This window comes from Allobosea sp. P2_B12 (genome assembly GCF_056404835.1).
Genome location: NZ_JBFUDG010000002.1, coordinates 506,525 through 524,419 on the forward strand (window position 1 = coordinate 506,525; position 17,895 = coordinate 524,419).

Here is a 17,895-nt window from a genome sequence, read left to right on the forward strand (position 1 = left end):
CGCGGCCCGCGCTCAGGGCCGGGCCATCTTGCAGTCGGGGGCGTAGCTGCGGTGCCGGTCGAGCCCGCTGACGCACCAGTTGACGTTCCAGGTCAGCCCGAACAGGCCGAGATTCTCGCGTACGGAATAGTCGACGCGATGGAGCGTGCCGTCGTTCAGCGCGATGCGGCCGCTGCAGAAGCGGCGCGGAATGAAATCGTCTCCGAGCGGGCGGAAGGCGACCGGCCTGATCCTGTCATAGGCGACGGCCTGGAGCGGACCCCAGAACTTCGCCTCGCGCGAATTGAACCAGCTCGTGATCTCCCCGAGCACCGCCGGGTCGTCGCAGGCGGGCAGGTTGCCATACATCGGGACGATGCGATTCTCGGCAATGTCGGCCGGATGCACGCGGCGGCCCGAGGCCTCCGCGGACAGCGCGGCGGTCAGGACGGCGAGGGAGGCAAGGGCGGTTCGCAGCAAAACGCGGCGCATGGGGCAGGCCTCGTGCAGAGGATACGGACGGGATGGAGCACGATGGCGACGGCGACGGTGGGGGTCAAGGCGCATGGCGCGGGATCGATGCATCGGCGCGCGGGCTGTGGCATTTCGATCCGGCGATGCATCGGCGGCATGACGGTTGGGCTGGCGCGGCGCGACACAATCACGGACACTCGCGACGGCTTTCAAGGAGGATGGCATGACGACGCAACCCAACGATCCCGCGACTCTCATCGACGCTCCGGCGGATTTGCGGGCGCATATGGGTGCGGTCAATCCGCTGGCCGAACGCAAGGTGCTGGACCGGCTCGACGGGTTCTGCCGCGACTTCATCGCGCTTTCGCCCTTCCTGGTCCTCGCCACTGCCGATGCGCAGGGCCGGGCGGATGCGAGTCCGCGCGGCGATGGTCCGGGCTTCGTTCAGGTGCTGGATGACCACACGCTGCTGATTCCCGACAGGCGCGGCAACAACCGCGTCGACAGCTTCGGCAATATCCTGGCGGCACCCGGCGTCGGGCTGATCTTCATGGTGCCGGGCATCGCCGAGACGCTGCGGGTCAATGGCCGGGCCCGGCTGACGCGCGATCCGACCCTGCTCGAGCCCGCGACCGTGCAGGAGCGGACCCCGACGCTCGGCCTTCTCGTCGATGTCGATGAGGCCTTCTTCCATTGCGGCAAGGCGCTGATCCGCTCGAAGCTCTGGGATCCGTCCTCGCAGGTCGAGCGCGGCAGCTTCCCGACGCTTGGCCGTATCGTCGCCGAGCAGACCAAGGCCATCGGCGTCGCCGAGGCCGAGGCGACGATGGAGGAGGGCTACCGGACGCGGCTTTACTGAGCACGGCCGTACGCACTATCGAAAACCGGGCCGCCACCAGCGGCGGCGACCCGGCGTAGGGGTGCGTCAGCGCCGGGTGCGCGAGCGGATCTGGTAGGCGTCGTAATTGAACTCGGCGACCTGCTGCCAGAGCAACTGCTCGTTGCGATAGGCCATCATGTGGTCGTGCAGCTTCTTGAACATCGGGTTCTTGGCGCCGATTTCCTCGTAGAGTTCGTTGGATGCTTTGGCGCAGGCATCCATGATCTCGGGCGAAAAGGCGCGCAGCTGCGTGCCCGAAGCGATCAGGCGCTTGATCGCGGCCGGATTGACGTCGTCATACTTGGCGATGGTCATCGAATGCGCCTGATGAGCCGCCGCGGTGAAGATGGCCTTGTCGGTGGCGCTGAGCTCGTCCCACTTGCTCCTGTTGATCATCAACAGGATGGCCGACGAGCCCTCCCACCAGCCGGGGTAGTAGTAATAGGGCGCGACGCGGCTGAAGCCGAGCTTTTCGTCGTCATAGGGACCGACCCATTCGGCCGCATCGATCGTGCCGCGCTCCAGCGCCGGGTAGATGTCGCCCGCGGCGATCTGCTGGGGTACGGCGCCAAGCTTCGCGATGACCTGGCCGGCGAGCCCGCCGATCCGCATCTTGAGGCCCTTCAAATCGTCGACCGTCTTGATCTCCTTGCGAAACCAGCCGGCCATCTGGGCGTTGGTGTTGCCGATCGGCAGACCGACCACATTGTACTGCGCGAGCAGTTCGTTGAAGAGCGCGAGGCCGCCGCCCTGGAAGAACCAGGCGTTCTGCTGGCGAGTGTTGAGGCCGAACGGCACCGCCGCACCGAAGGCGAAGGCGGGATCCTTGCCGATATAGTAGAAGGCGGCGGTGTCGCAGCATTCGACGGTGCCGTTCTGGACGGCGTCGAGCGCCTGGAGTCCGGGCACGACCTCGCCGGCGGCGAAGTGCTGGAGCTGGATGCGCCCGCCGGTCATGTCCGATACGGCCTTGAGGAAGGTGTCGCCGGCGCTGAAGACGGCGTCGAGCGCCTTCGGGTAGCTCGAGGTCATGCGCCACTTGATCGGGGCGCCGCCCGTCTGGGCTGCGGCTGGCGTCGCGCCGGCGGCGATGGCGGCTCCCGCGCCGGCGAGGCCGCCCTTCAGCATCGTACGTCTGTCGGTCATCTGCGTCTTCTCCCTGTCATTTTTGATTTACGGGCCCAGTCAATCTCGCGTCGGCGGGCCCTGTGCTCGACGGTGCGCGGGCAGCCGCCCGCGCCTTGGTGGATCGCGGTCAGTTGGCGATCAGAACGACGCCTCCAGCATCGCCGCATAGTCGGCGGCCGTGGCGGGGCGCGGATTGCTCGCGGTCGAGTGGTCCTTGACCGCCGCTTCCGAGATCGCAGCAACGACACTGCGCGGCACGCCCATCTGCGTCAGGCTGCCGGGCAGGCCGAGCCGGCCGACCAGCGCTGCGATCCAGGCTGCGAGGTCGGCGTCGGCGGCAAGGCCGAGGGTCTTGCGGATCTCGGCATATTTAGCCCGCGCTTCCGGCTCGTTGAAGCGCAGCACGGCCGGCAGCAGCACCGCGTTCAGCGTGCCGTGATGCAGCGAGACCTCCTTCAGCCCGCCGAGCGGGTGGGAGAGCGCGTGCACGGCGCCGAGACCCTTCTGGAAGGTCAGGCCGCCCTGGAGGGCCGCCATCATCATCTCCTTGCGGGCCTCGCGGTCGGAGCCGTCCTTGACCGCGCGCTCGATGAAGGCGGCGGCGCGTTTCAAGCCATCGAGCGCGATCGCATCGGCGGGGGGGTTTTCGCGCGGGCTGAGATAGGTCTCGATGCAGTGAGTGACAGCGTCCATGCCGGTCGCAGCGGTCAGCCAGCCGGGCAGGCCGAGCGTCAGTTCGGGGTCGCAGATGGCCAGGCGGGGGATCAGATAGGGCGAGATGAAGCCGAGCTTGCGGCCATCCCTCAGGGAGATCAGCGCGGCGCGACCGACCTCGCTGCCGGTGCCCGAGGTCGTGGGCACGGCGATCACCGGGGCGACCGCGGAGGTCACCTTCGGGACGCCGCCGAGGATCGCGGCATAGGTTTCGAGCGGGCCAGGATGCGTCGCCAGCAGCGCCACGCCCTTGGCGAGGTCGATCGGCGAGCCGCCGCCGATGGCGACGAGCCCGTCGCAAGCGTGCTCACGATAGATGACGAGCGCGGCCTCGACGGCGTCCTCGGTCGGATTGGTCGGCGTGCCGTCGAAGACGGGCGCGGACGCCAGGGCCGGGGACAGCGCCTGCACGGTGGCGATGATGCCGGCCGCGACGATGCCCTTGTCGGCAATGATGAGCGGCTTCTTGACGCCGAGGCCGGCCAGATCCGCCTCGATGCCGGCGATCTCGCCGAAGCCGAATTTCACGGTGGTCAGATAGGTGATCAAAGCCATGATGTTCCTCGCCTGCTGCCGACGACCATGCGGCTGGTCAACACCGCTCATCTGGATCTTGGTCTTACCGGTATGGCCACGAGTTGACATGAGCCGCCGGAGCCGTCAACGGCTATGATGGGACGGTGGGGGTCGAGGTTCATGCACGTCGAGAAGGACAGGCGACCGGTCACCACGCAACTGGTCCAGCAGATCCGGCGCCTGATGACCGAGACCGGGCTGAAACCGGGAGACCGCGTGCCGCCGCAGCGTGAGCTGGCGCAGCGTCTCGGGGCGAGCCGGCCGACCGTTCGCGAGGCCGTGCTCCAATTGGAAGGGATGGGGCTGATCCGGATCGAGCCCGCCCGTGGTGCCTTTGTCGCGGAGGGTTTCGACCGTCCCGAGGCCGATCTTACGGGCTGGACCTTCGAGCAGCGCTTTTCGGAGGTGGAGGTCTACCAGCTTCGCTTCGCGCTGGAGGGGTTCACCGTCCAGCTCGCAGCGCGGCACGCCTCGCAGGACGATATCGCCCGCCTGTCCGATTTGAACGAAGCGATGCGGACGGCGATCGAGCAGACACGCTTCCGGGACGCCATGGAAGCGGATTTCGCGCTGCACATGGCCATCGCGGAAATCGCGGGGAACCGGGCCATCCGCGACATCATCGGCCTCTATCGGCCGATCATCACCCGCAGCCAGCGGCCGCCAGTGCAGGAGCCCGCCCGGCTGCAGGAGGCATTTGTCGAACATGGCGCGATCCTGCGCGCCCTCAGCCGGCGCGACGGCGAGACTGCCGCCGTCGCGATGCGGCACCACATCGTACAGTCCTCGGACCGGATGAAGGTGCCCTTTATCGCAAGCTGAGATCAGGGCGCTGCGGAGCGAACGCCGGCCTCTCCGGTGATCGGCCGCGTCGCCGCACGGCGTTCGAGCAGGAGCAGCGCAAGGCCTGCGGCTACGATCAGGGCCGAGCCTGCTAGCATCGCGGTCGTCGGCCAATCGCCGAAGACGAGCCAGCCGAAGACCAGCGCCCAGACGATGAGCGTATACTGGTAGGGCACGACGACAGACGCCTCCGCCAGCTTGAGCGAGCGCGTGACGCAGAGATGGGCGACCATCGCGACGATGCCGAGCAGGCCGAGCAAGCCTGCATCCGCCCATGTCGGCGCGACCCAGCCGAAGGGCAAAAGCACGAGCCCCATCAGCAGCGCGCCGAGCGTCTGCCAGGCGACGAGGGTGACATCGGGCGTGCCGCGCAGCTGACGGCCGGCGATCATCATGCCCGCGAACAGGATGCTGCCGAGCAGAGCCAGCAAAGCGGGCATGGACAGGCTGGCGCCGGTCGGAGCGAGCGCGATCGCGACACCTGCGAATCCCGCCGCAATCGCGATCCAGCGCCCGACCTCGACGCGCTCGCCCAGGAGCAGCGCGGCCAAAAGCGCCGCCCAGACCGGCGCGGCCAACCAGATCGTCATCGTGTCGGCCAGCGGCAGATAGGAGACCGCGAGGTAAAACAGCGCGACCTCGCCGGAGCCGAGGGCCACGCGCAGGATCTGCAGGCCGGGCCGCTCCGGCCGCAGCGTGCGCATCACGCCCTGCCGGATGACGAAGGGCAGCAGCACCGCCAGCCCCGCCGCGCTGCGCAGCAGCAGCACCTGGCCGACCGTATAGGTCGCGACCAGCCATTTCCCCATGACGTCGTTGAGCGAGAACATCAGGATGCCCAGCAGCATCATGCCGATGCCGGCGAGAGTGGCGTTTCGGGTGGGCATGCGTCGCAAGGTTACCGTGGCGGGGGCCTTGGCAATGGCCGAGCCCGACCTTGCGATCAAGCGCGCCAGCCGCGCAGCGGGCAGACCCGAAGCGCCGCACAATATTTTTGTGTTGACTTAATTAAGTGAATAACGAATTATATGGCCATGGACAGTTTCACCGCTCTCGCCGACCCGACCCGCCGCCGCATCGTCGAGATGCTGGCGCAGGGCGCGCTGTCGGCCGGCGAGATCGGCGAGCGGTTCACGGTGTCGGCGCCGGCGATCTCGCAGCATCTCAAGACGTTGCGCGAGGCCGGGCTGGTCAAGGTCACGGTCGCCGGCCAGCGGCGCATCTACACGCTCGACCCCGAGGGCATCGACGCCTTCGACGACTGGGTCCGGCGGGTGCGCGCCTTCTGGCCCGATCGTCTGGCGGCTCTCGAAGCCGAGTTGTTGAAGCCCGAACCGGGCGAGGAGGCGTGATGCAAGCGAATACGAGCCAAGCAAATACGGGCCATGCGACTGCGAACAAGGAATACGGAACCGTGCTGGAGAGCGGCGCGGTGCGCTTCGAGCGGCTGCTGCCGGGGCCGATCGAGCGGGTCTGGTCCTATCTGGTCGAGGGCGAGAAGCGCGCGACCTGGTTCTGCGGCGGCGATGCCGAGCCGCAGGCCGGGGGCAAGCTCGACCTGTTCTTCATGCACTCGCGGATCACCAAGGAGTCGCCGCCCGAGAGCGCGCGCAAGATGAACGATGAGGGCTGGGCGTCGGGCGGCACGGTCACCGCCTTCGAGCCGCCGCACCGCTTCGCCTTCAATTGGGTCGGGATGGGCGAGCCCGATTCCGACATCGAGTTCGTGCTGTCGCAGGCCGGCGACAAGGTCCGGCTCGTGCTGACGCATCGCAGGCTGGTGACCAAGGATCGCATGGCGATGGTCTCCAGCGGCTGGCACCTGCATCTCGGCCTGCTGGAAGACCAGCTGCTCGGGCGGGAACCGCGCGGCTTCTGGTCGGTGCATGAGGCGCTGAAGGCCGAGTATGTCGAGCGGCAGCGCGACGCCTGAATTCAGACCGAATATGGTTCGATCGTGCCGCCCTGTTACAGCGACGGATAAGGCAGGCCGTGCGTTCCGGGGCGGCCTACAGGCTCGCCGCCGCGCGCGCCGCCTGGTCGTACTGGCCCGAGAGCGAGCGCATCGCGGCCGCGATTTCGGAGAGGCGCCTGGGGTCGAGGCCGGTTGCGACCACCGATTTGACCAGGAGCTGCTCGCGGATATGGGCATAGCGCCGGCAGGCATCCTCGCCGGCCGGGGTTACCGCGACGGTCTTTTCCTTGCCCTTGCGGCCGGATTTCAGCAGCTTGAGGCGTTCGAGCTTCTTCAGTGCGTAATTGACCAGATGCGTGTCCTCGATGTTGAGGACGAGGCAGATATCGGCCAGGCGCTTGGGCTTGGCCCGGTGGTTGACGTTGTGCAGCACCAGCACGTCGAGCGGCGAGAGGTCGGGCACGCCGGCCGCCGCGATGCAGCGCACCATCCAGCGCTGGAAGGCGTGCACCGTCATGTTCATCGCGAATTCGAACTCCGACAGCGCCGGCATCGCACCTGCGGCCAGATGACCGGAGGAGACGATAGGGCCGAGATCATCGGGGAGGGGTTCGTTTTGGGACATCTGCGCTTTAACGGGAGGGCACGGGGAACCCTCTCCCATAGGGAGAGGGCAGGGGTGAAGGGTCGGCCCGTAGTCGCTTTGGCTGTGCCCTCACCACCGCTTTGCGGTGAGTTTGCCGCTTTGCTCGTCCAGGGGCCGACCCCTCACCCCTGCCCCTCTCACTGATCTCGGGCATGCCCGAGATCAGCACTCAGCGTGTTGAAGTCGGGTAGACCCGACTTCAACACGGGAGAGGGGTTCGGCGTCGTGGTTCGTCGGCGTTGCTGGATAACGCTCACATCTTCTTGTAGGCGTCGACGATGGCCTGGCCATCCGCGCCGGCCTTCTTCAGCCAGTCGGAGGTCAGGGTGTCGCCGGCCTTCTTGAAGCCTGCGGCGAGATCGGCGCTCGGGGCCTGCACCTTCATGCCCTTGGCCTTGAGCTGGTCGAGATACCAGCCGGCCTTCTCCTGCCACATCTTCCAGCCGCGCTCTTCGGCGGCGGCGGCGGATTTCAGGATTGCGTCCTGCGTCGGCTTGTCGAGGGCCGCGAAGGCGGCCTTGTTGACGAAGGTCGCGTCCTTCGGGATCCAGGCCTGCACGTCGTAGAAGTGAGTCAGCGACTCCCAGACCTTGGAATCATAGCCCGTTCCGCCCGACGACATGAAGGAGTTGACGACGCCCGTCGCCAGCGCCTGCGGCAGCTCGGCTGCCTGGATCGTGACCGACTGCATGCCGAGCAGCTCGCCGAGACGCGTCGTGCCGACATTGTAGGAGCGCCACTTCAGGCCCTTCATGTCCTCGACGCTGTTGATGTCCTTCTTGGCGTAGACGCCCTGCGGCGCCCAAGGGATCATGAACAGCAGCTTGACGCCCTGGCTGTCGAGCTTCTTCTCGACGGCGGCCTTGGACGCCGCATAGAGCTTCTTCGAATCGGCGAAGGAGGTCGCCAGGAACGGCACGACGTCGATGCCGAAGATCGGATCCTCGTTCTCGTGGATCGACATCAGCACTTCGCCCATCTGGGCCTGGCCGGTCTGGACGGCGCGCTTGATCTCAGGTGCCTTGAACAGCGAGGCGTTGGGATGGACGGTGATCGTGAGCTTGCCGCCGGTGGCCGTTTCGACGTCCTTGGCGAAGAGGGCGAGGTTTTCGCTGTGCGGATTATCCGCCGGATAGGCCGCCGGCAGGTTCCACTTGGTCTGCGCCATGGCACCAGTGGTGGCGAGCGCGAGCGTGCCGGTGGCGACGCCGATGGCCAGAAGGCCCTTGATGAAGTCGTTACGCGTCATGTCTTTTGTCTCCGTTCCCTGTTGTTGAGCTCGTCTACTGCGGCGGAAAGGCCATCTGCGGCAGCACCATTACGATCCAAGGAAAGATCGTAATGATCGCGACGGCGGCGACCAGCAGAAAAAAGAAGGGCAGCGCTGCGAGCGCGACGGTGTTGGAGTCCTTGCCCGACATCGTCTGCAGCACGAAGAGGTTGAAGCCGACGGGCGGCGAGACCTCGGCCATCTCGACGATCAGCACGAGGAAGATGCCGAACCAGACCAGGTCGAAGCCGGCGGTCTTGATCATCGGGATGACGATCGCCGTGGTCAGGACGATCATCGAGATGCCGTCCAGCGCCGTGCCGAGGATGATGTACATCACCGTCAGGGCCGCGATCAGCGCGTAGGGCGAGAGGTGCAGCGAATCCACCCAGGCGGCCAGCGCCAGCGGGATGCCGGTATAGGCCATCGAGGTCGACATGAAGGAGGCCCCGGCCAGGATCAGCATGATCATGCCGGTGATCCGGGTCGTCCCCATGACGCTCTGCCAGAAGGTCTCCTTCGTCAGACCGCCCGACCACCAGGCGATGCCGAAGGAGCCGAGCACGCCCCAGGCGGCGCATTCGGTCGCCGTCGCCCAGCCCAGCAGCAGCGACAGGAAGACGAGCGCGATCAGCAGCATGCAGGGGATGAGCTGCGCCGATTCCTTCAGCTTCTTGCGGAACGGCATTTTCGGTTCCGCCGGCGGCGACTTGTCCGGATTCAGCAGATGCCAGACGACGATGTAGCCGGAATAGAGCGCCATCACGAGCAGGCCGGGCAGGAAGCCGGCGAGGAAGATCTGGATGATCGAGACGTTGGCGGCGACCGCATACACCACCATGGTGATCGAGGGCGGGATCAGGATGCCGAGCGTGCCGGCACCGGCGAGCGAGCCGAGCGCGACCTTCTCGTCATAGCCGCGCTTCTTCAGCTCCGGCAGCGCGATCTTGGCGACGGTGGCGCAGGTCGCAGCCGAGGAACCCGAGACCGAGCCGAAGATGCCGCAGGCCAGCACGTTGACATGCATCAGCCGGCCCGGAAGCCAGTTGAGCCAGGGCGCGAGGCCGCGGAACATCTCCTCGGAGAGCTTCGTCCGGTAGAGGATTTCGCCCATCCAGATGAAGAGCGGCAGCGCGGCCAGCGTCCAGGAGGCGCTGTTGCCCCAGATCGTGGTCGCAAGCACGGCGCCGGCGGGGATGCCGCCTGCGACGAACTGCATGGCGACCCAGCCACAGGCCATCAGCGAGATCGCGATCCAGACGCCACCGGCGAGGAAGGTGATCAGCAGCAGCAGGAGCAGGCCGGAAATCTCGATCATGGCCATGGCGTTTCAGACTCCGCTCGCCATGGCGCGCTCGACGATTTCCTCGTCGGACTGCGCGGGGGGCTTCTCGTAGCGCGGCTCCTGACGGCGCAGCACGACGTGGACGAACTCGTCGAGGAAGGCGATGAACAGGATGACCAGACCGCCGGAATAGCCGAGCTGCGGGATCCACATCGGCATCGCCACGACGCCGCCGGCGACGTCGTTGAACTCATAGGATTGCCAGGTCATCACGACGGCGTGCCAGGCGAAGAAGCCGACAAAGCCGAGGCCGAGCACCAGCGAGAAGACCTCGAAGCACCAGCGCGTCTTGCCCGTGAAGCGGTCGATCAGCAGGCCGACGCGGATCATGTCGCCGGATTTGAAGGTGTGGGCGAGGCCGAGGAACGCCATCGCGGCCATGCACCAGGAGGCGAAATCGTCGCCGGCCGGGATGTTGAGGCCGATCTCGCGACCCAGCGACAGGCTCATCATCAGCAGGAAGATGATCACGAGGAAGACGCCGGCAGCATAGCCGGACCAGAGATAGAGCGCATCGAGCGAACGGCGGATCATCGACGCTGCCCTTGTGAAGCGGCGCGCCAAGCGCCTGCGTCTACCAAGACTGTTCCCGTCATCGTATCCTCCATATCGTGACCGTCCGGCCCCTCAGCCATGTTCCGGTCACAATTGCGATCGTATCGCCCGAATCCGTCTTGTCAACAAGACATCGACAATTTATCGATGAAACGTCAGCGACGACTTGGCTGGCGCTGAACGAGAGGGATGTTGGGGATGTCGTCTTCGCGTTGGGACTTCTGGATCGACCGGGGCGGGACCTTCACCGATGTGATCGGCCGGGAACCCTCAGGCAAACTTCACGCCAGAAAGCTCCTCTCCGAGAATCCCGGCGCCTATCGCGACGCCGCCGTACAGGGAATCCGCGACCATCTCGGCCTGAAGACCGGCGAGCCGATCCCGGCCGGGCTGGTCGGCGAGGTCCGCATGGGCACGACGGTGGCGACCAATGCGCTGCTCGAGCGCAAGGGCGACCGCACGCTGCTGGTGACGACGAAGGGTTTCCGCGACGCGCTACGCATCGGCTACCAGGCGCGGCCCGATATCTTCGCCAAGGAGATCATCAAGCCCGAGCAGCTCTATGACGAGGTCGTCGAGATCGACGAGCGGGTGCTGTCGGACGGGGTGATCGAGCAGGCGCCAGACGACGCCGCGATCCGCTCCGCGCTGCAGGCGCAGTACGATGCCGGCTTCCGCGCCGTCGCGATCGCCTTCATGCATGCCTATCGCTATCCGGCCCATGAGCAGGTTGCAGCGAAGATCGCCCGCGACATCGGTTTCCCGCAGGTTTCCGTCAGCCACGAGGTTTCGCCGCTGATCAAGCTGGTCGGGCGCGGCGACACCACCGTGGTCGATGCCTATCTCTCGCCGATCCTGAGCCGCTATGTCGCGCAGGTCTCGGAGGAGCTCGACATCGCCCGCACCGGTGCGCGGCTGATGTTCATGATGTCCTCTGGCGGCCTCACCGCCGCCGAGCTGTTCCAGGGCAAGGACGCGATCCTGTCCGGCCCCGCCGGCGGAGTGGTCGGCCTTGCCGAGACCGGGCGTTCGGCCGGCTTCGACCGGGTGATCGGCTTCGATATGGGCGGCACCTCGACTGACGTCGCCCATTTCGACGGCGAATATGAGCGCGCCTTCGAGACCGAGGTCGCGGGCGTGCGGATGCGCGCGCCGATGATGCTGATCCACACGGTCGCGGCCGGTGGCGGCTCGATCCTGCATTATGACGGCGCGCGTTTTCGCGTCGGGCCGGATTCGGCCGGAGCCAATCCGGGGCCGGCGGCCTATCGGCGCGGCGGACCGCTCGCCGTCACCGATGCCAACGTCATGGTCGGCAAGCTGATCCCGGCCTATTTCCCGCCGATCTTCGGCGAGAAGCGCGACCAGCCGCTCGATGTCGAGGCGGTCAAGGCGAAGTTCGCCTCGCTGGCGGCAGAGGTCGGCGACGGCCGCAGCGCGGAGGAGGTCGCCGATGGCTTCATCCAGATCGCGGTCGCCAACATGGCCGAGGCGATCAAGAAGATATCGGTGCAGCGCGGCTACGACATCACGCGCTATGCGCTGAACTCGTTTGGTGGCGCCGGCGGGCAGCATGCCTGCCTCGTGGCCGACGCGCTCGGCATCAAGACGGTGCTGCTGCATCCGTTCTCCGGCCTGCTCTCGGCCTATGGCATGGGGCTCGCCGAAATCCGCTCGACCCGGACGGCGGCGCTCGACGTCGCCCTCGATGGTGGCGCTCCGGCGGCGGTCGAGGCTGTCGCTGCGGGCCTTGCCGCCGAGACGAAGGCGGAGGTGTCGGGGCAGGGCGTGCCGGAAGGCGACATCGTCATCCTGACCCGCGCCCATGTCCGCTATGCCGGCACAGACACCGCGATCGCGGTTGCAGCCGGCCCGACGGAGACGATGAAGGCCGCCTTCCAGGCGGCGCACAAGGCTCGCTTCGGCTTCATGGACGGGACCAAGGCGCTCGTCATCGAGGCCGTCGAGGTCGAGGCGATCGGCGGCGGTGCGAAGTTCGAGGAGGCTTCCGCCTCCGAGCATGGCGGCGAGCCGGCGGTGGCCGAGCGGACGCGCGTGTTCTCTGGGGGGCAATGGCACGAGGCGGCGATCGTCCGGCGTGAGGCGATGAAGCCCGGCCAGGGCGTCGCCGGTCCGGCGATCATCATCGAGGCCAACCAGACGGTGGTGGTCGAGGATGGCTGGCAGGCCAAGCTGACGGCCAAGGACCATCTGGTGCTGGTGCGCTCCAGGGCGCTGGTCCAGAACGCCGCGATCGGCACCAAGGCCGATCCGGTGATGCTGGAGATCTTCAACAACCTGTTCATGTCGATCGCCGAGCAGATGGGCGTGACGCTGCAGAACACCGCCTATTCCGTGAACATCAAGGAGCGGCTCGACTTCTCCTGCGCGGTCTTTGACCCGACCGCGTCGCTGGTGGCGAATGCGCCGCATATGCCGGTGCATCTCGGCTCGATGGACAAGTCGGTCGAGACGGTGATCCGGAACAACCCGGTCATCAAGCCGGGCGACGTCTACTGCCTGAACGCGCCCTATAATGGCGGCACGCACCTGCCCGACATCACGGTCTGCACACCGGTCTTCGATGCCGACGACAAGGAGATCCTGTTCTGGGTCGCCAGCCGCGGCCACCACGCCGATGTCGGCGGAACGGCCCCGGGCTCGATGTCGCCCCTGGCAACCGTGATCGAGGAGGAAGGCGTCTATATCGACAACTTCAAGATCGTCGATCAGGGCCGTTTCTGCGAGGATGAGCTGGTCGCGATCCTGACGGGTGCGCGTTATCCGGTGCGCAACGTCGTGCAGAACGTCAACGATCTCAAGGCGCAGATCGCCGCCAATGCCAAGGGCGTCGCCGAACTCGAGAAGATGATCGCATCCTTCGGGCTCGACGTGGTGCAGGCCTATATGGGCCATGTCCAGGACAATGCGGCCGAGAGCGTCGCGCGGCTTTTGACCAAGCTGCATGACGCCGAGTTCACCTATCCGATGGACCAGGGCTGCGCGATCAAGGTCAAGATCACCATCGACCGCGAGAAGCGCGAGGCGACGGTCGATTTCACCGGCACCTCCGAGCAGCGGCCGGACAACTTCAATGCCCCGGCCCCGGTGACGCGGGCGGCGGTGCTCTATGTCTTCCGCGTCATGGTCGACGATGCGATCCCGATGAATGCCGGGTGTCTTAGGCCGATCAGGATCATCATCCCCGATGGCTCGATGCTCTCGCCGCGCTATCCCGCAGCCGTCGTTGCGGGGAATGTCGAGGTCTCCCAGGCCGTGACGAACACGCTGTTTGGGGCGCTGGAGGCGATGTCGGCCTCGCAGGGCACGATGAACAACCTGACCTTCGGCAACGACCAGTACCAATATTACGAGACGATCTGCTCGGGCTCGCCGGCCGGGCCGGGCTTCCACGGCACCTCGGGCGTGCATGTCCACATGACCAATTCGCGCCTGACCGATCCGGAAATCCTGGAGACGCGCTTCCCCGTCGTGCTCGAGGATTTCCACATCCGCGCCGGCTCGGGTGGGCGCGGCGAGTGGAATGCCGGCGACGGCACGAGCCGCACCATCCGCTTCCGCAAGGCGATGGACTGCGCGATCCTGGCCTCGCACCGCAAGGTCCGCCCCTTCGGCGTGAAGGGCGGTGAGGCCGGGCAAGTGGGCCGGACGCTGGTGCGCCGGCTCTCCGGGGCGGTCGAGGAGTTGAAGCCCTCCGACCAGACTTGGCTGGAAGCCGGCGAGGCAGTGACGGTGATCACGCCGACGGCGGGGGGATATGGCAAGGCGAAGGGATAGAGCGGCTGCCGTCACGGCGCGCGCTCAGCCCAGATCGGTCTGCGCGAAGTCGTTGCCTTTGTAGAGCAGGGCGGCGCCGTGTTCGCTGGCACAGGCATAGGCGAAGCAATCCCCGAAATTCAGCGCAGCGGGACTGCCGACGGCCCGCCCATAGCGCTTGGCGGCTTCGATTGCGGCCTGCCCGATGGCCGGGGTGATCGTCACCTCGGTGGCGGCGATATCGGCCATGAACTGCGCGACACTGGCTTGGGCCTCCGCGATCAGGGCCGCATCCAGGATCCTGCGCGTATCGCGCGACTTCTTCGAAGCCAGCGAGACAACTGCTTCAAAGACGCCTGGTGGCGACACCAAGAAAGGGCGTGTCGAAGCCTCCAGCCGTCGCACCACGCTTTCACGGTCGTTTTCTCGCCCGAGGATGGCGACGATGACCGATGCATCGAGATAGGTCATGTCTCCCACATCTCGTCGGTGAACGCCTTCATGTCGAAGTCGCTTTCACCTGCGCCCATGGCATCGGCAAGCGCCATGCTTCTGGCGATCATCTCCTCGAGCGGCCGCGCGGCTTCGAGCCGGCTGATCTCCCGTTCGAGCGCCTGGCGCACGACCTGGGTTTTAGTCGTTGTCCCAATCAGATTTTGGAGCTTGGTCGCTAGTTCATCGACCTCATCGTCACGGATGTAGAGTGGCATGACCATCCTCCTCTCGAATATTCATATGCGAAAAATGAATATCCATCAATTGGTGTCTCGCCTTGATCGTTGTCGCGGGGCAGCCTTGCGCAGGCAGTGTTCCAAGGCAGGCTCGTCTCGCTTAAAACCGCAGCCTCAACGACGAAAGACACCCCCATGCCCCAGACTTGGATGATCACCGGCGCCAATCGCGGCATCGGGCTTGCGCTGACGATGGAACTGGTGCGGCGGGGCGACCATGTCATCGCTGCCGCACGCGACCCCTGGGGCGGTGCGCTGGCCGAGTTCGCGGCCGAGCATGTCGGCGGGATCACGCCGCTGGAGCTCGACGTGACCTCCGACGAGAGCGTTGCCGCTGCCAAAGCTGCCCTGGAAGGCCGGCCGATCGACGTGCTCCTGAACAATGCCGGCGTTTATGGCCCACGCGACCGGCAGAACGCCTTCGACATGGATTTCGACGCCTGGCGCGAGGTCTTCGAGGTCAATGTCTACGCGCCGCTTCGGATCGCGCAGGCCTTCCTGCCGAATGTCGAGGCCGGGACCGGTCGCAAGATCGCGACGATTTCAAGCCGCATGGGCTCGATCGGCAGCAATCCGTCCGGCAACATCGCCTATCGCTCGTCGAAAGCGGCGGTGAACATGGCGATGGTGCTGTTCGGCGATGCGGTGAAGGAGCGCAATGTCAGCGTGCTCCTGTTCCACCCCGGCTGGGTCCGCACCGATATGGGCGGCGGCGGGGCCGACATCGCGCCGTCCGAGAGCGCCGCGGGCCTGATCGCGACGATCGACCGCTCCGGCATGGCGCAGACCAAGAGCTTCCGGACCTGGCAGGGCGAGACGATTCCCTGGTGAGGGCGTCAGTTCGACCGCGCTGAGGCCAGCCATAATCCGCCGCCGATCATGACGCTGCCGCTGACGCGCGACAGCAGGCGCACGCGCTTTTGCGACAGCAATTGCCCGGCCCGGCCGGACAGCACGGCATAGGCGCTGTCGCTGACCGCGGCGAAGAGCATCGCCGTCGCGCCCATGATGGCGATCTGCGTGACATGGTCGCGGCCCGCATCGAGGAACTGCGGGAAGAAGGCGCCGAAGAAGAGCAGCGTCTTCGGGTTGCTGAGCGCCACCAGCGCGCCCTGCAGGAAGAAGCCGCCGCGCGGCGGCCTTGCCGATGCTGAACCGTCCCCGCCGGCGCTGGCGGCGCGGAACATCTTCCAGCCGAGCCAGATCAGATAGGCGGCGCCGGCGAGCCGCACCCAGTCGAACCAGTGTCCCAGCGCGGCGATGACCGAACTCAACCCGATGCCCGCAACCAGGATCATGATCGCCAGCCCAAACTGCGTTCCTGCCACGTTCAGGAAGCCGGCGCGGGTACCGTGCTTCAGGCTGTTGGCGATGATCAGGGTCACGGTCGGGCCGGGCACGATGACGATGACGAAGCAGGCGACGAGGTAGGCGGCGTAGAGTTCGATGGACATGACAGAGGTCTCCGGCTCGATCCTCAACTAGTCTCCTCCCGCAGCGCGCGAGTCGAGCCCCGGAGATCGTTTTTGCGAAAGGAAGGTGGCGATGGCGAAGACCGTTTTCGATGTTCTGCCCCTGACGCCCGAACGCTGGCCCGATCTTGAAAACCTCTTCGGGCCGCAGGGCCCCTGCTATGGCTGCTGGTGCAATCATTTCCGCATGCCGCAGAAGCAGCGCATGCCGCTGCTCGGGGAGGGCGCGCGCAGGCTCTTCGAGGAGCGCGTCAGGACGGGGCCGCCGCCCGGCGTTCTGGCCTATGACGCGGATATGCCGGTCGGCTGGCTGCAGGTCGGCCCGCGCGCCGACATCCCCGAATGGAACAATCCGCGCCGGGCGTCGACGCCGCTGGCCGATGGGCCTGCCGAGGACAAGCGCAACTGGGCGGCATCCTGCTTCTTCGTGCGCAAGGGTTTTCGCGGCAGGGGCGTGACGGCGGCCTTGCTGGACGGAGCGATCGGCTTTGCGCGTGAAAGCGGCGCGAGGCTGCTCGAGGCCGCGGCGATGGATCATGAGTTCAAGCGCAGCAGCGAGGGGCTCTATGTCGGGCCCGAACGGGTCTTCCTGCGGGCCGGCTTCACCGAGGTCGCGCAGCAGAAGCCGGGCCGGCCGCTGCTGCGGCTGGCCTTGTGAGGTTGGCTACGGGGTTGCCAGAATGAAATCGCGGATGGTGGCGAAAGCCGCTTCCGGATCATCCGGCACGATGGCGTGGCCGGAGCGCGGGAAGCGCTCGAAACGGACCAACTCGGGCGGCAGGCTCGCCGCGATCGTCTCGCTGAAGGCGATCGGCATGATCGGATCCTCCTCGCCGCCCATGACGAGCACGGGGCACTCGACCCGGGCGAGGGCTTTGCGGAAATCCATCCGCCCCTGCTCGTTGGCGGGGCCGTTGAAATGGACGCCGGTGTCGTTGCGCATGATGACGCGCTGCTTCCAGTCGGCCGGCCCGGCTTGCGACCGGGCGTTGTAGAGCGGCAGGCAGAGTTCGAGATAAGGCGCGCGCGTCTCCGGGGAGGGGGCCGACCAGTAGGCCCGCGCCACCGCGCCCGCTGTGGCACCGCCGATCCGTTCGAACGCCGCATAGATCGCCTCAAAATCGACCCTGGCGGCCGTGGTGACGAGGATCAGCTTTCCGGCATGGCCGGGGTGGCGCGTCGCATAGGCCTGGGCGACGAAACCGCCGAAGGAGGTTCCGAGCACGATCGGCTTCTCAATGCCGAGCGTGTCGCAGAGCGCTTTCAGATCGTCGCCCCACTGCGCCAGCGTCCAGCTTTCGCGCGGACCGTCCTCGCTGCGCCCGCAGCCACGATGGTCGTAATAGACGATCTGGCAGATGTCGCTCAGGCACGAGAAGGCCGGCTTGTAGAGGCTATGGTCGGCGCCGGGGCCACCATGGACCAGAACCAGGGTCGGCTTGCGACGCATGACGGGACCGTCGGGGACCAGGCCCGCGCCCTCGATATCGACGAAGAGGCTGATGCCATTGACGTGGATATGCATCGCGACACCTGCGCTCACGAGTGGCCGATTCAACCGAGCCGGCGGGTCGATTCCCTCGATCCTAG

The 17,895-nt window shown here is 66.4% G+C and carries 19 protein-coding genes; 7 read left to right on the top strand and 12 right to left on the bottom strand.

All coding sequences use genetic code 11. The annotated features are described in order from the left end of the window. Positions 1-12: 12 nt before the first annotated feature. Positions 13-471, bottom strand: coding sequence for a hypothetical protein (locus AC1DYU_RS07655; protein WP_476791101.1), 459 nt, complete (start codon positions 469-471; stop codon positions 13-15). 205 nt (positions 472-676) lie between these two features. Here AC1DYU_RS07655 and AC1DYU_RS07660 point away from each other — a divergent pair, with 205 nt between their 5' ends. Further along, positions 677-1,312: a pyridoxamine 5'-phosphate oxidase family protein gene (locus AC1DYU_RS07660; RefSeq protein ID WP_476791102.1), complete on the top strand. Its 636-nt coding sequence runs from the start codon at positions 677-679 to the stop codon at positions 1,310-1,312. 66 nt (positions 1,313-1,378) lie between these two features. On the opposite strand, the gene AC1DYU_RS07665 is transcribed toward AC1DYU_RS07660, so the two are convergent. Together AC1DYU_RS07665 and AC1DYU_RS07670 are read right to left on the bottom strand one after the other, a co-directional pair. Then, entirely contained in the window at positions 1,379-2,479 is a 1,101-nt protein-coding gene (locus AC1DYU_RS07665) for a TRAP transporter substrate-binding protein (protein ID WP_476791103.1), read from the bottom strand. A 120-nt stretch (positions 2,480-2,599) separates the two neighbouring features. Then, positions 2,600-3,730, bottom strand: a complete 1,131-nt coding sequence (locus tag AC1DYU_RS07670) for an iron-containing alcohol dehydrogenase (protein WP_476791104.1) — start codon at positions 3,728-3,730, stop codon at positions 2,600-2,602. Positions 3,731-3,871: 141 nt separating this feature from the next. Between AC1DYU_RS07670 and AC1DYU_RS07675 the strand changes: the two genes are divergently transcribed. After that, on the top strand, positions 3,872-4,573 hold the full coding sequence (locus AC1DYU_RS07675) for a FadR/GntR family transcriptional regulator (protein ID WP_476791105.1): 702 nt from the start codon (positions 3,872-3,874) through the stop codon (positions 4,571-4,573). A gap of 2 nt (positions 4,574-4,575) precedes the next feature. Here AC1DYU_RS07675 and AC1DYU_RS07680 read toward each other — a convergent pair whose 3' ends face one another. Further along, positions 4,576-5,481: a DMT family transporter gene (locus AC1DYU_RS07680; protein WP_158483970.1), complete on the bottom strand. Its 906-nt coding sequence runs from the start codon at positions 5,479-5,481 to the stop codon at positions 4,576-4,578. Positions 5,482-5,628: 147 nt separating this feature from the next. Between AC1DYU_RS07680 and AC1DYU_RS07685 the strand changes: the two genes are divergently transcribed. Further along, positions 5,629-5,946 (top strand): metalloregulator ArsR/SmtB family transcription factor, encoded by a 318-nt coding sequence (locus AC1DYU_RS07685; RefSeq protein ID WP_158483969.1) that lies wholly within the window; start codon positions 5,629-5,631, stop codon positions 5,944-5,946. Beyond that, a complete protein-coding gene (locus AC1DYU_RS07690) occupies positions 5,946-6,527 on the top strand; it encodes an SRPBCC family protein (RefSeq protein ID WP_476791106.1) in 582 nt (193 codons plus the stop codon). The genes AC1DYU_RS07685 and AC1DYU_RS07690 overlap by 1 nt, the downstream gene beginning before the upstream one ends. Before the next feature lie 76 nt (positions 6,528-6,603). Here AC1DYU_RS07690 and AC1DYU_RS07695 read toward each other — a convergent pair whose 3' ends face one another. The 4 genes from AC1DYU_RS07695 to AC1DYU_RS07710 all read right to left on the bottom strand — a co-directional run bounded on the left by AC1DYU_RS07695 (position 6,604) and on the right by AC1DYU_RS07710 (position 10,304). Next, positions 6,604-7,134 carry a winged helix DNA-binding protein gene (locus AC1DYU_RS07695; protein ID WP_476791107.1) on the bottom strand — a complete coding sequence of 177 codons (531 nt, stop codon included), beginning with the start codon at positions 7,132-7,134 and terminating at the stop codon, positions 6,604-6,606. Between the two features lie 274 nt (positions 7,135-7,408). Continuing rightward, positions 7,409-8,323, bottom strand: coding sequence for a TRAP transporter substrate-binding protein (locus AC1DYU_RS07700; protein ID WP_476791316.1), 915 nt, complete (start codon positions 8,321-8,323; stop codon positions 7,409-7,411). Between the two features lie 115 nt (positions 8,324-8,438). Further along, positions 8,439-9,749, bottom strand: coding sequence for a TRAP transporter large permease (locus tag AC1DYU_RS07705; RefSeq protein WP_476791108.1), 1,311 nt, complete (start codon positions 9,747-9,749; stop codon positions 8,439-8,441). Positions 9,750-9,755: 6 nt separating this feature from the next. Beyond that, on the bottom strand, positions 9,756-10,304 hold the full coding sequence (locus AC1DYU_RS07710) for a TRAP transporter small permease (protein ID WP_158483964.1): 549 nt from the start codon (positions 10,302-10,304) through the stop codon (positions 9,756-9,758). Between the two features lie 219 nt (positions 10,305-10,523). Between AC1DYU_RS07710 and AC1DYU_RS07715 the strand changes: the two genes are divergently transcribed. After that, positions 10,524-14,123, top strand: a complete 3,600-nt coding sequence (locus AC1DYU_RS07715) for a hydantoinase B/oxoprolinase family protein (protein ID WP_476791109.1) — start codon at positions 10,524-10,526, stop codon at positions 14,121-14,123. A 24-nt stretch (positions 14,124-14,147) separates the two neighbouring features. Here the strand turns inward: AC1DYU_RS07715 and AC1DYU_RS07720 are convergent, their stop codons facing one another. Both AC1DYU_RS07720 and AC1DYU_RS07725 read right to left on the bottom strand, forming a co-directional pair. Continuing rightward, positions 14,148-14,573 carry a type II toxin-antitoxin system VapC family toxin gene (locus tag AC1DYU_RS07720; protein WP_476791110.1) on the bottom strand — a complete coding sequence of 142 codons (426 nt, stop codon included), beginning with the start codon at positions 14,571-14,573 and terminating at the stop codon, positions 14,148-14,150. Further along, positions 14,570-14,812 (bottom strand): type II toxin-antitoxin system VapB family antitoxin, encoded by a 243-nt coding sequence (locus AC1DYU_RS07725; RefSeq protein ID WP_476791111.1) that lies wholly within the window; start codon positions 14,810-14,812, stop codon positions 14,570-14,572. Before AC1DYU_RS07725 ends, AC1DYU_RS07720 begins: the two co-directional genes overlap by 4 nt. Positions 14,813-14,968: 156 nt before the next feature. Between AC1DYU_RS07725 and AC1DYU_RS07730 the strand changes: the two genes are divergently transcribed. After that, positions 14,969-15,664 carry an SDR family oxidoreductase gene (locus AC1DYU_RS07730; protein ID WP_476791112.1) on the top strand — a complete coding sequence of 232 codons (696 nt, stop codon included), beginning with the start codon at positions 14,969-14,971 and terminating at the stop codon, positions 15,662-15,664. Between the two features lie 5 nt (positions 15,665-15,669). Here the strand turns inward: AC1DYU_RS07730 and AC1DYU_RS07735 are convergent, their stop codons facing one another. Next, the gene (locus AC1DYU_RS07735) at positions 15,670-16,287 is read right to left on the bottom strand and encodes a LysE family translocator (RefSeq protein WP_476791113.1); all 618 of its coding nucleotides are present in this window, start codon (positions 16,285-16,287) and stop codon (positions 15,670-15,672) included. A 91-nt stretch (positions 16,288-16,378) separates the two neighbouring features. Here AC1DYU_RS07735 and AC1DYU_RS07740 point away from each other — a divergent pair, with 91 nt between their 5' ends. Then, positions 16,379-16,963, top strand: coding sequence for a GNAT family N-acetyltransferase (locus tag AC1DYU_RS07740; RefSeq protein ID WP_476791114.1), 585 nt, complete (start codon positions 16,379-16,381; stop codon positions 16,961-16,963). A 6-nt stretch (positions 16,964-16,969) separates the two neighbouring features. On the opposite strand, the gene AC1DYU_RS07745 is transcribed toward AC1DYU_RS07740, so the two are convergent. Then, entirely contained in the window at positions 16,970-17,848 is an 879-nt protein-coding gene (locus AC1DYU_RS07745) for an alpha/beta fold hydrolase (RefSeq protein WP_476791115.1), read from the bottom strand. Positions 17,849-17,895 lie beyond the last annotated feature (47 nt).

What these genes read in the sequence shown, in the direction of transcription:
- AC1DYU_RS07720 (WP_476791110.1), bottom strand. Translation starts at nt 14,573, where the DNA reads ATGACCTATCTCGATGCATCGGTCATCGTCGCCATCCTCGGGCGAGAA.
- AC1DYU_RS07740 (WP_476791114.1), top strand. Translation starts at nt 16,379, where the DNA reads ATGGCGAAGACCGTTTTCGATGTTCTGCCCCTGACGCCCGAACGCTGG.
- AC1DYU_RS07735 (WP_476791113.1), bottom strand. Translation starts at nt 16,287, where the DNA reads ATGTCCATCGAACTCTACGCCGCCTACCTCGTCGCCTGCTTCGTCATC.
- AC1DYU_RS07655 (WP_476791101.1), bottom strand. Translation starts at nt 471, where the DNA reads ATGCGCCGCGTTTTGCTGCGAACCGCCCTTGCCTCCCTCGCCGTCCTG.
- AC1DYU_RS07665 (WP_476791103.1), bottom strand. Translation starts at nt 2,479, where the DNA reads ATGACCGACAGACGTACGATGCTGAAGGGCGGCCTCGCCGGCGCGGGA.
- AC1DYU_RS07675 (WP_476791105.1), top strand. Translation starts at nt 3,872, where the DNA reads ATGCACGTCGAGAAGGACAGGCGACCGGTCACCACGCAACTGGTCCAG.
- AC1DYU_RS07730 (WP_476791112.1), top strand. Translation starts at nt 14,969, where the DNA reads ATGCCCCAGACTTGGATGATCACCGGCGCCAATCGCGGCATCGGGCTT.
- AC1DYU_RS07715 (WP_476791109.1), top strand. Translation starts at nt 10,524, where the DNA reads ATGTCGTCTTCGCGTTGGGACTTCTGGATCGACCGGGGCGGGACCTTC.
- AC1DYU_RS07680 (WP_158483970.1), bottom strand. Translation starts at nt 5,481, where the DNA reads ATGCCCACCCGAAACGCCACTCTCGCCGGCATCGGCATGATGCTGCTG.
- AC1DYU_RS07710 (WP_158483964.1), bottom strand. Translation starts at nt 10,304, where the DNA reads ATGATCCGCCGTTCGCTCGATGCGCTCTATCTCTGGTCCGGCTATGCT.
- AC1DYU_RS07705 (WP_476791108.1), bottom strand. Translation starts at nt 9,749, where the DNA reads ATGGCCATGATCGAGATTTCCGGCCTGCTCCTGCTGCTGCTGATCACC.
- AC1DYU_RS07670 (WP_476791104.1), bottom strand. Translation starts at nt 3,730, where the DNA reads ATGGCTTTGATCACCTATCTGACCACCGTGAAATTCGGCTTCGGCGAG.
- AC1DYU_RS07660 (WP_476791102.1), top strand. Translation starts at nt 677, where the DNA reads ATGACGACGCAACCCAACGATCCCGCGACTCTCATCGACGCTCCGGCG.
- AC1DYU_RS07685 (WP_158483969.1), top strand. Translation starts at nt 5,629, where the DNA reads ATGGACAGTTTCACCGCTCTCGCCGACCCGACCCGCCGCCGCATCGTC.
- AC1DYU_RS07725 (WP_476791111.1), bottom strand. Translation starts at nt 14,812, where the DNA reads ATGCCACTCTACATCCGTGACGATGAGGTCGATGAACTAGCGACCAAG.
- AC1DYU_RS07700 (WP_476791316.1), bottom strand. Translation starts at nt 8,323, where the DNA reads ATGGCGCAGACCAAGTGGAACCTGCCGGCGGCCTATCCGGCGGATAAT.
- AC1DYU_RS07690 (WP_476791106.1), top strand. Translation starts at nt 5,946, where the DNA reads ATGCAAGCGAATACGAGCCAAGCAAATACGGGCCATGCGACTGCGAAC.
- AC1DYU_RS07695 (WP_476791107.1), bottom strand. Translation starts at nt 7,134, where the DNA reads ATGTCCCAAAACGAACCCCTCCCCGATGATCTCGGCCCTATCGTCTCC.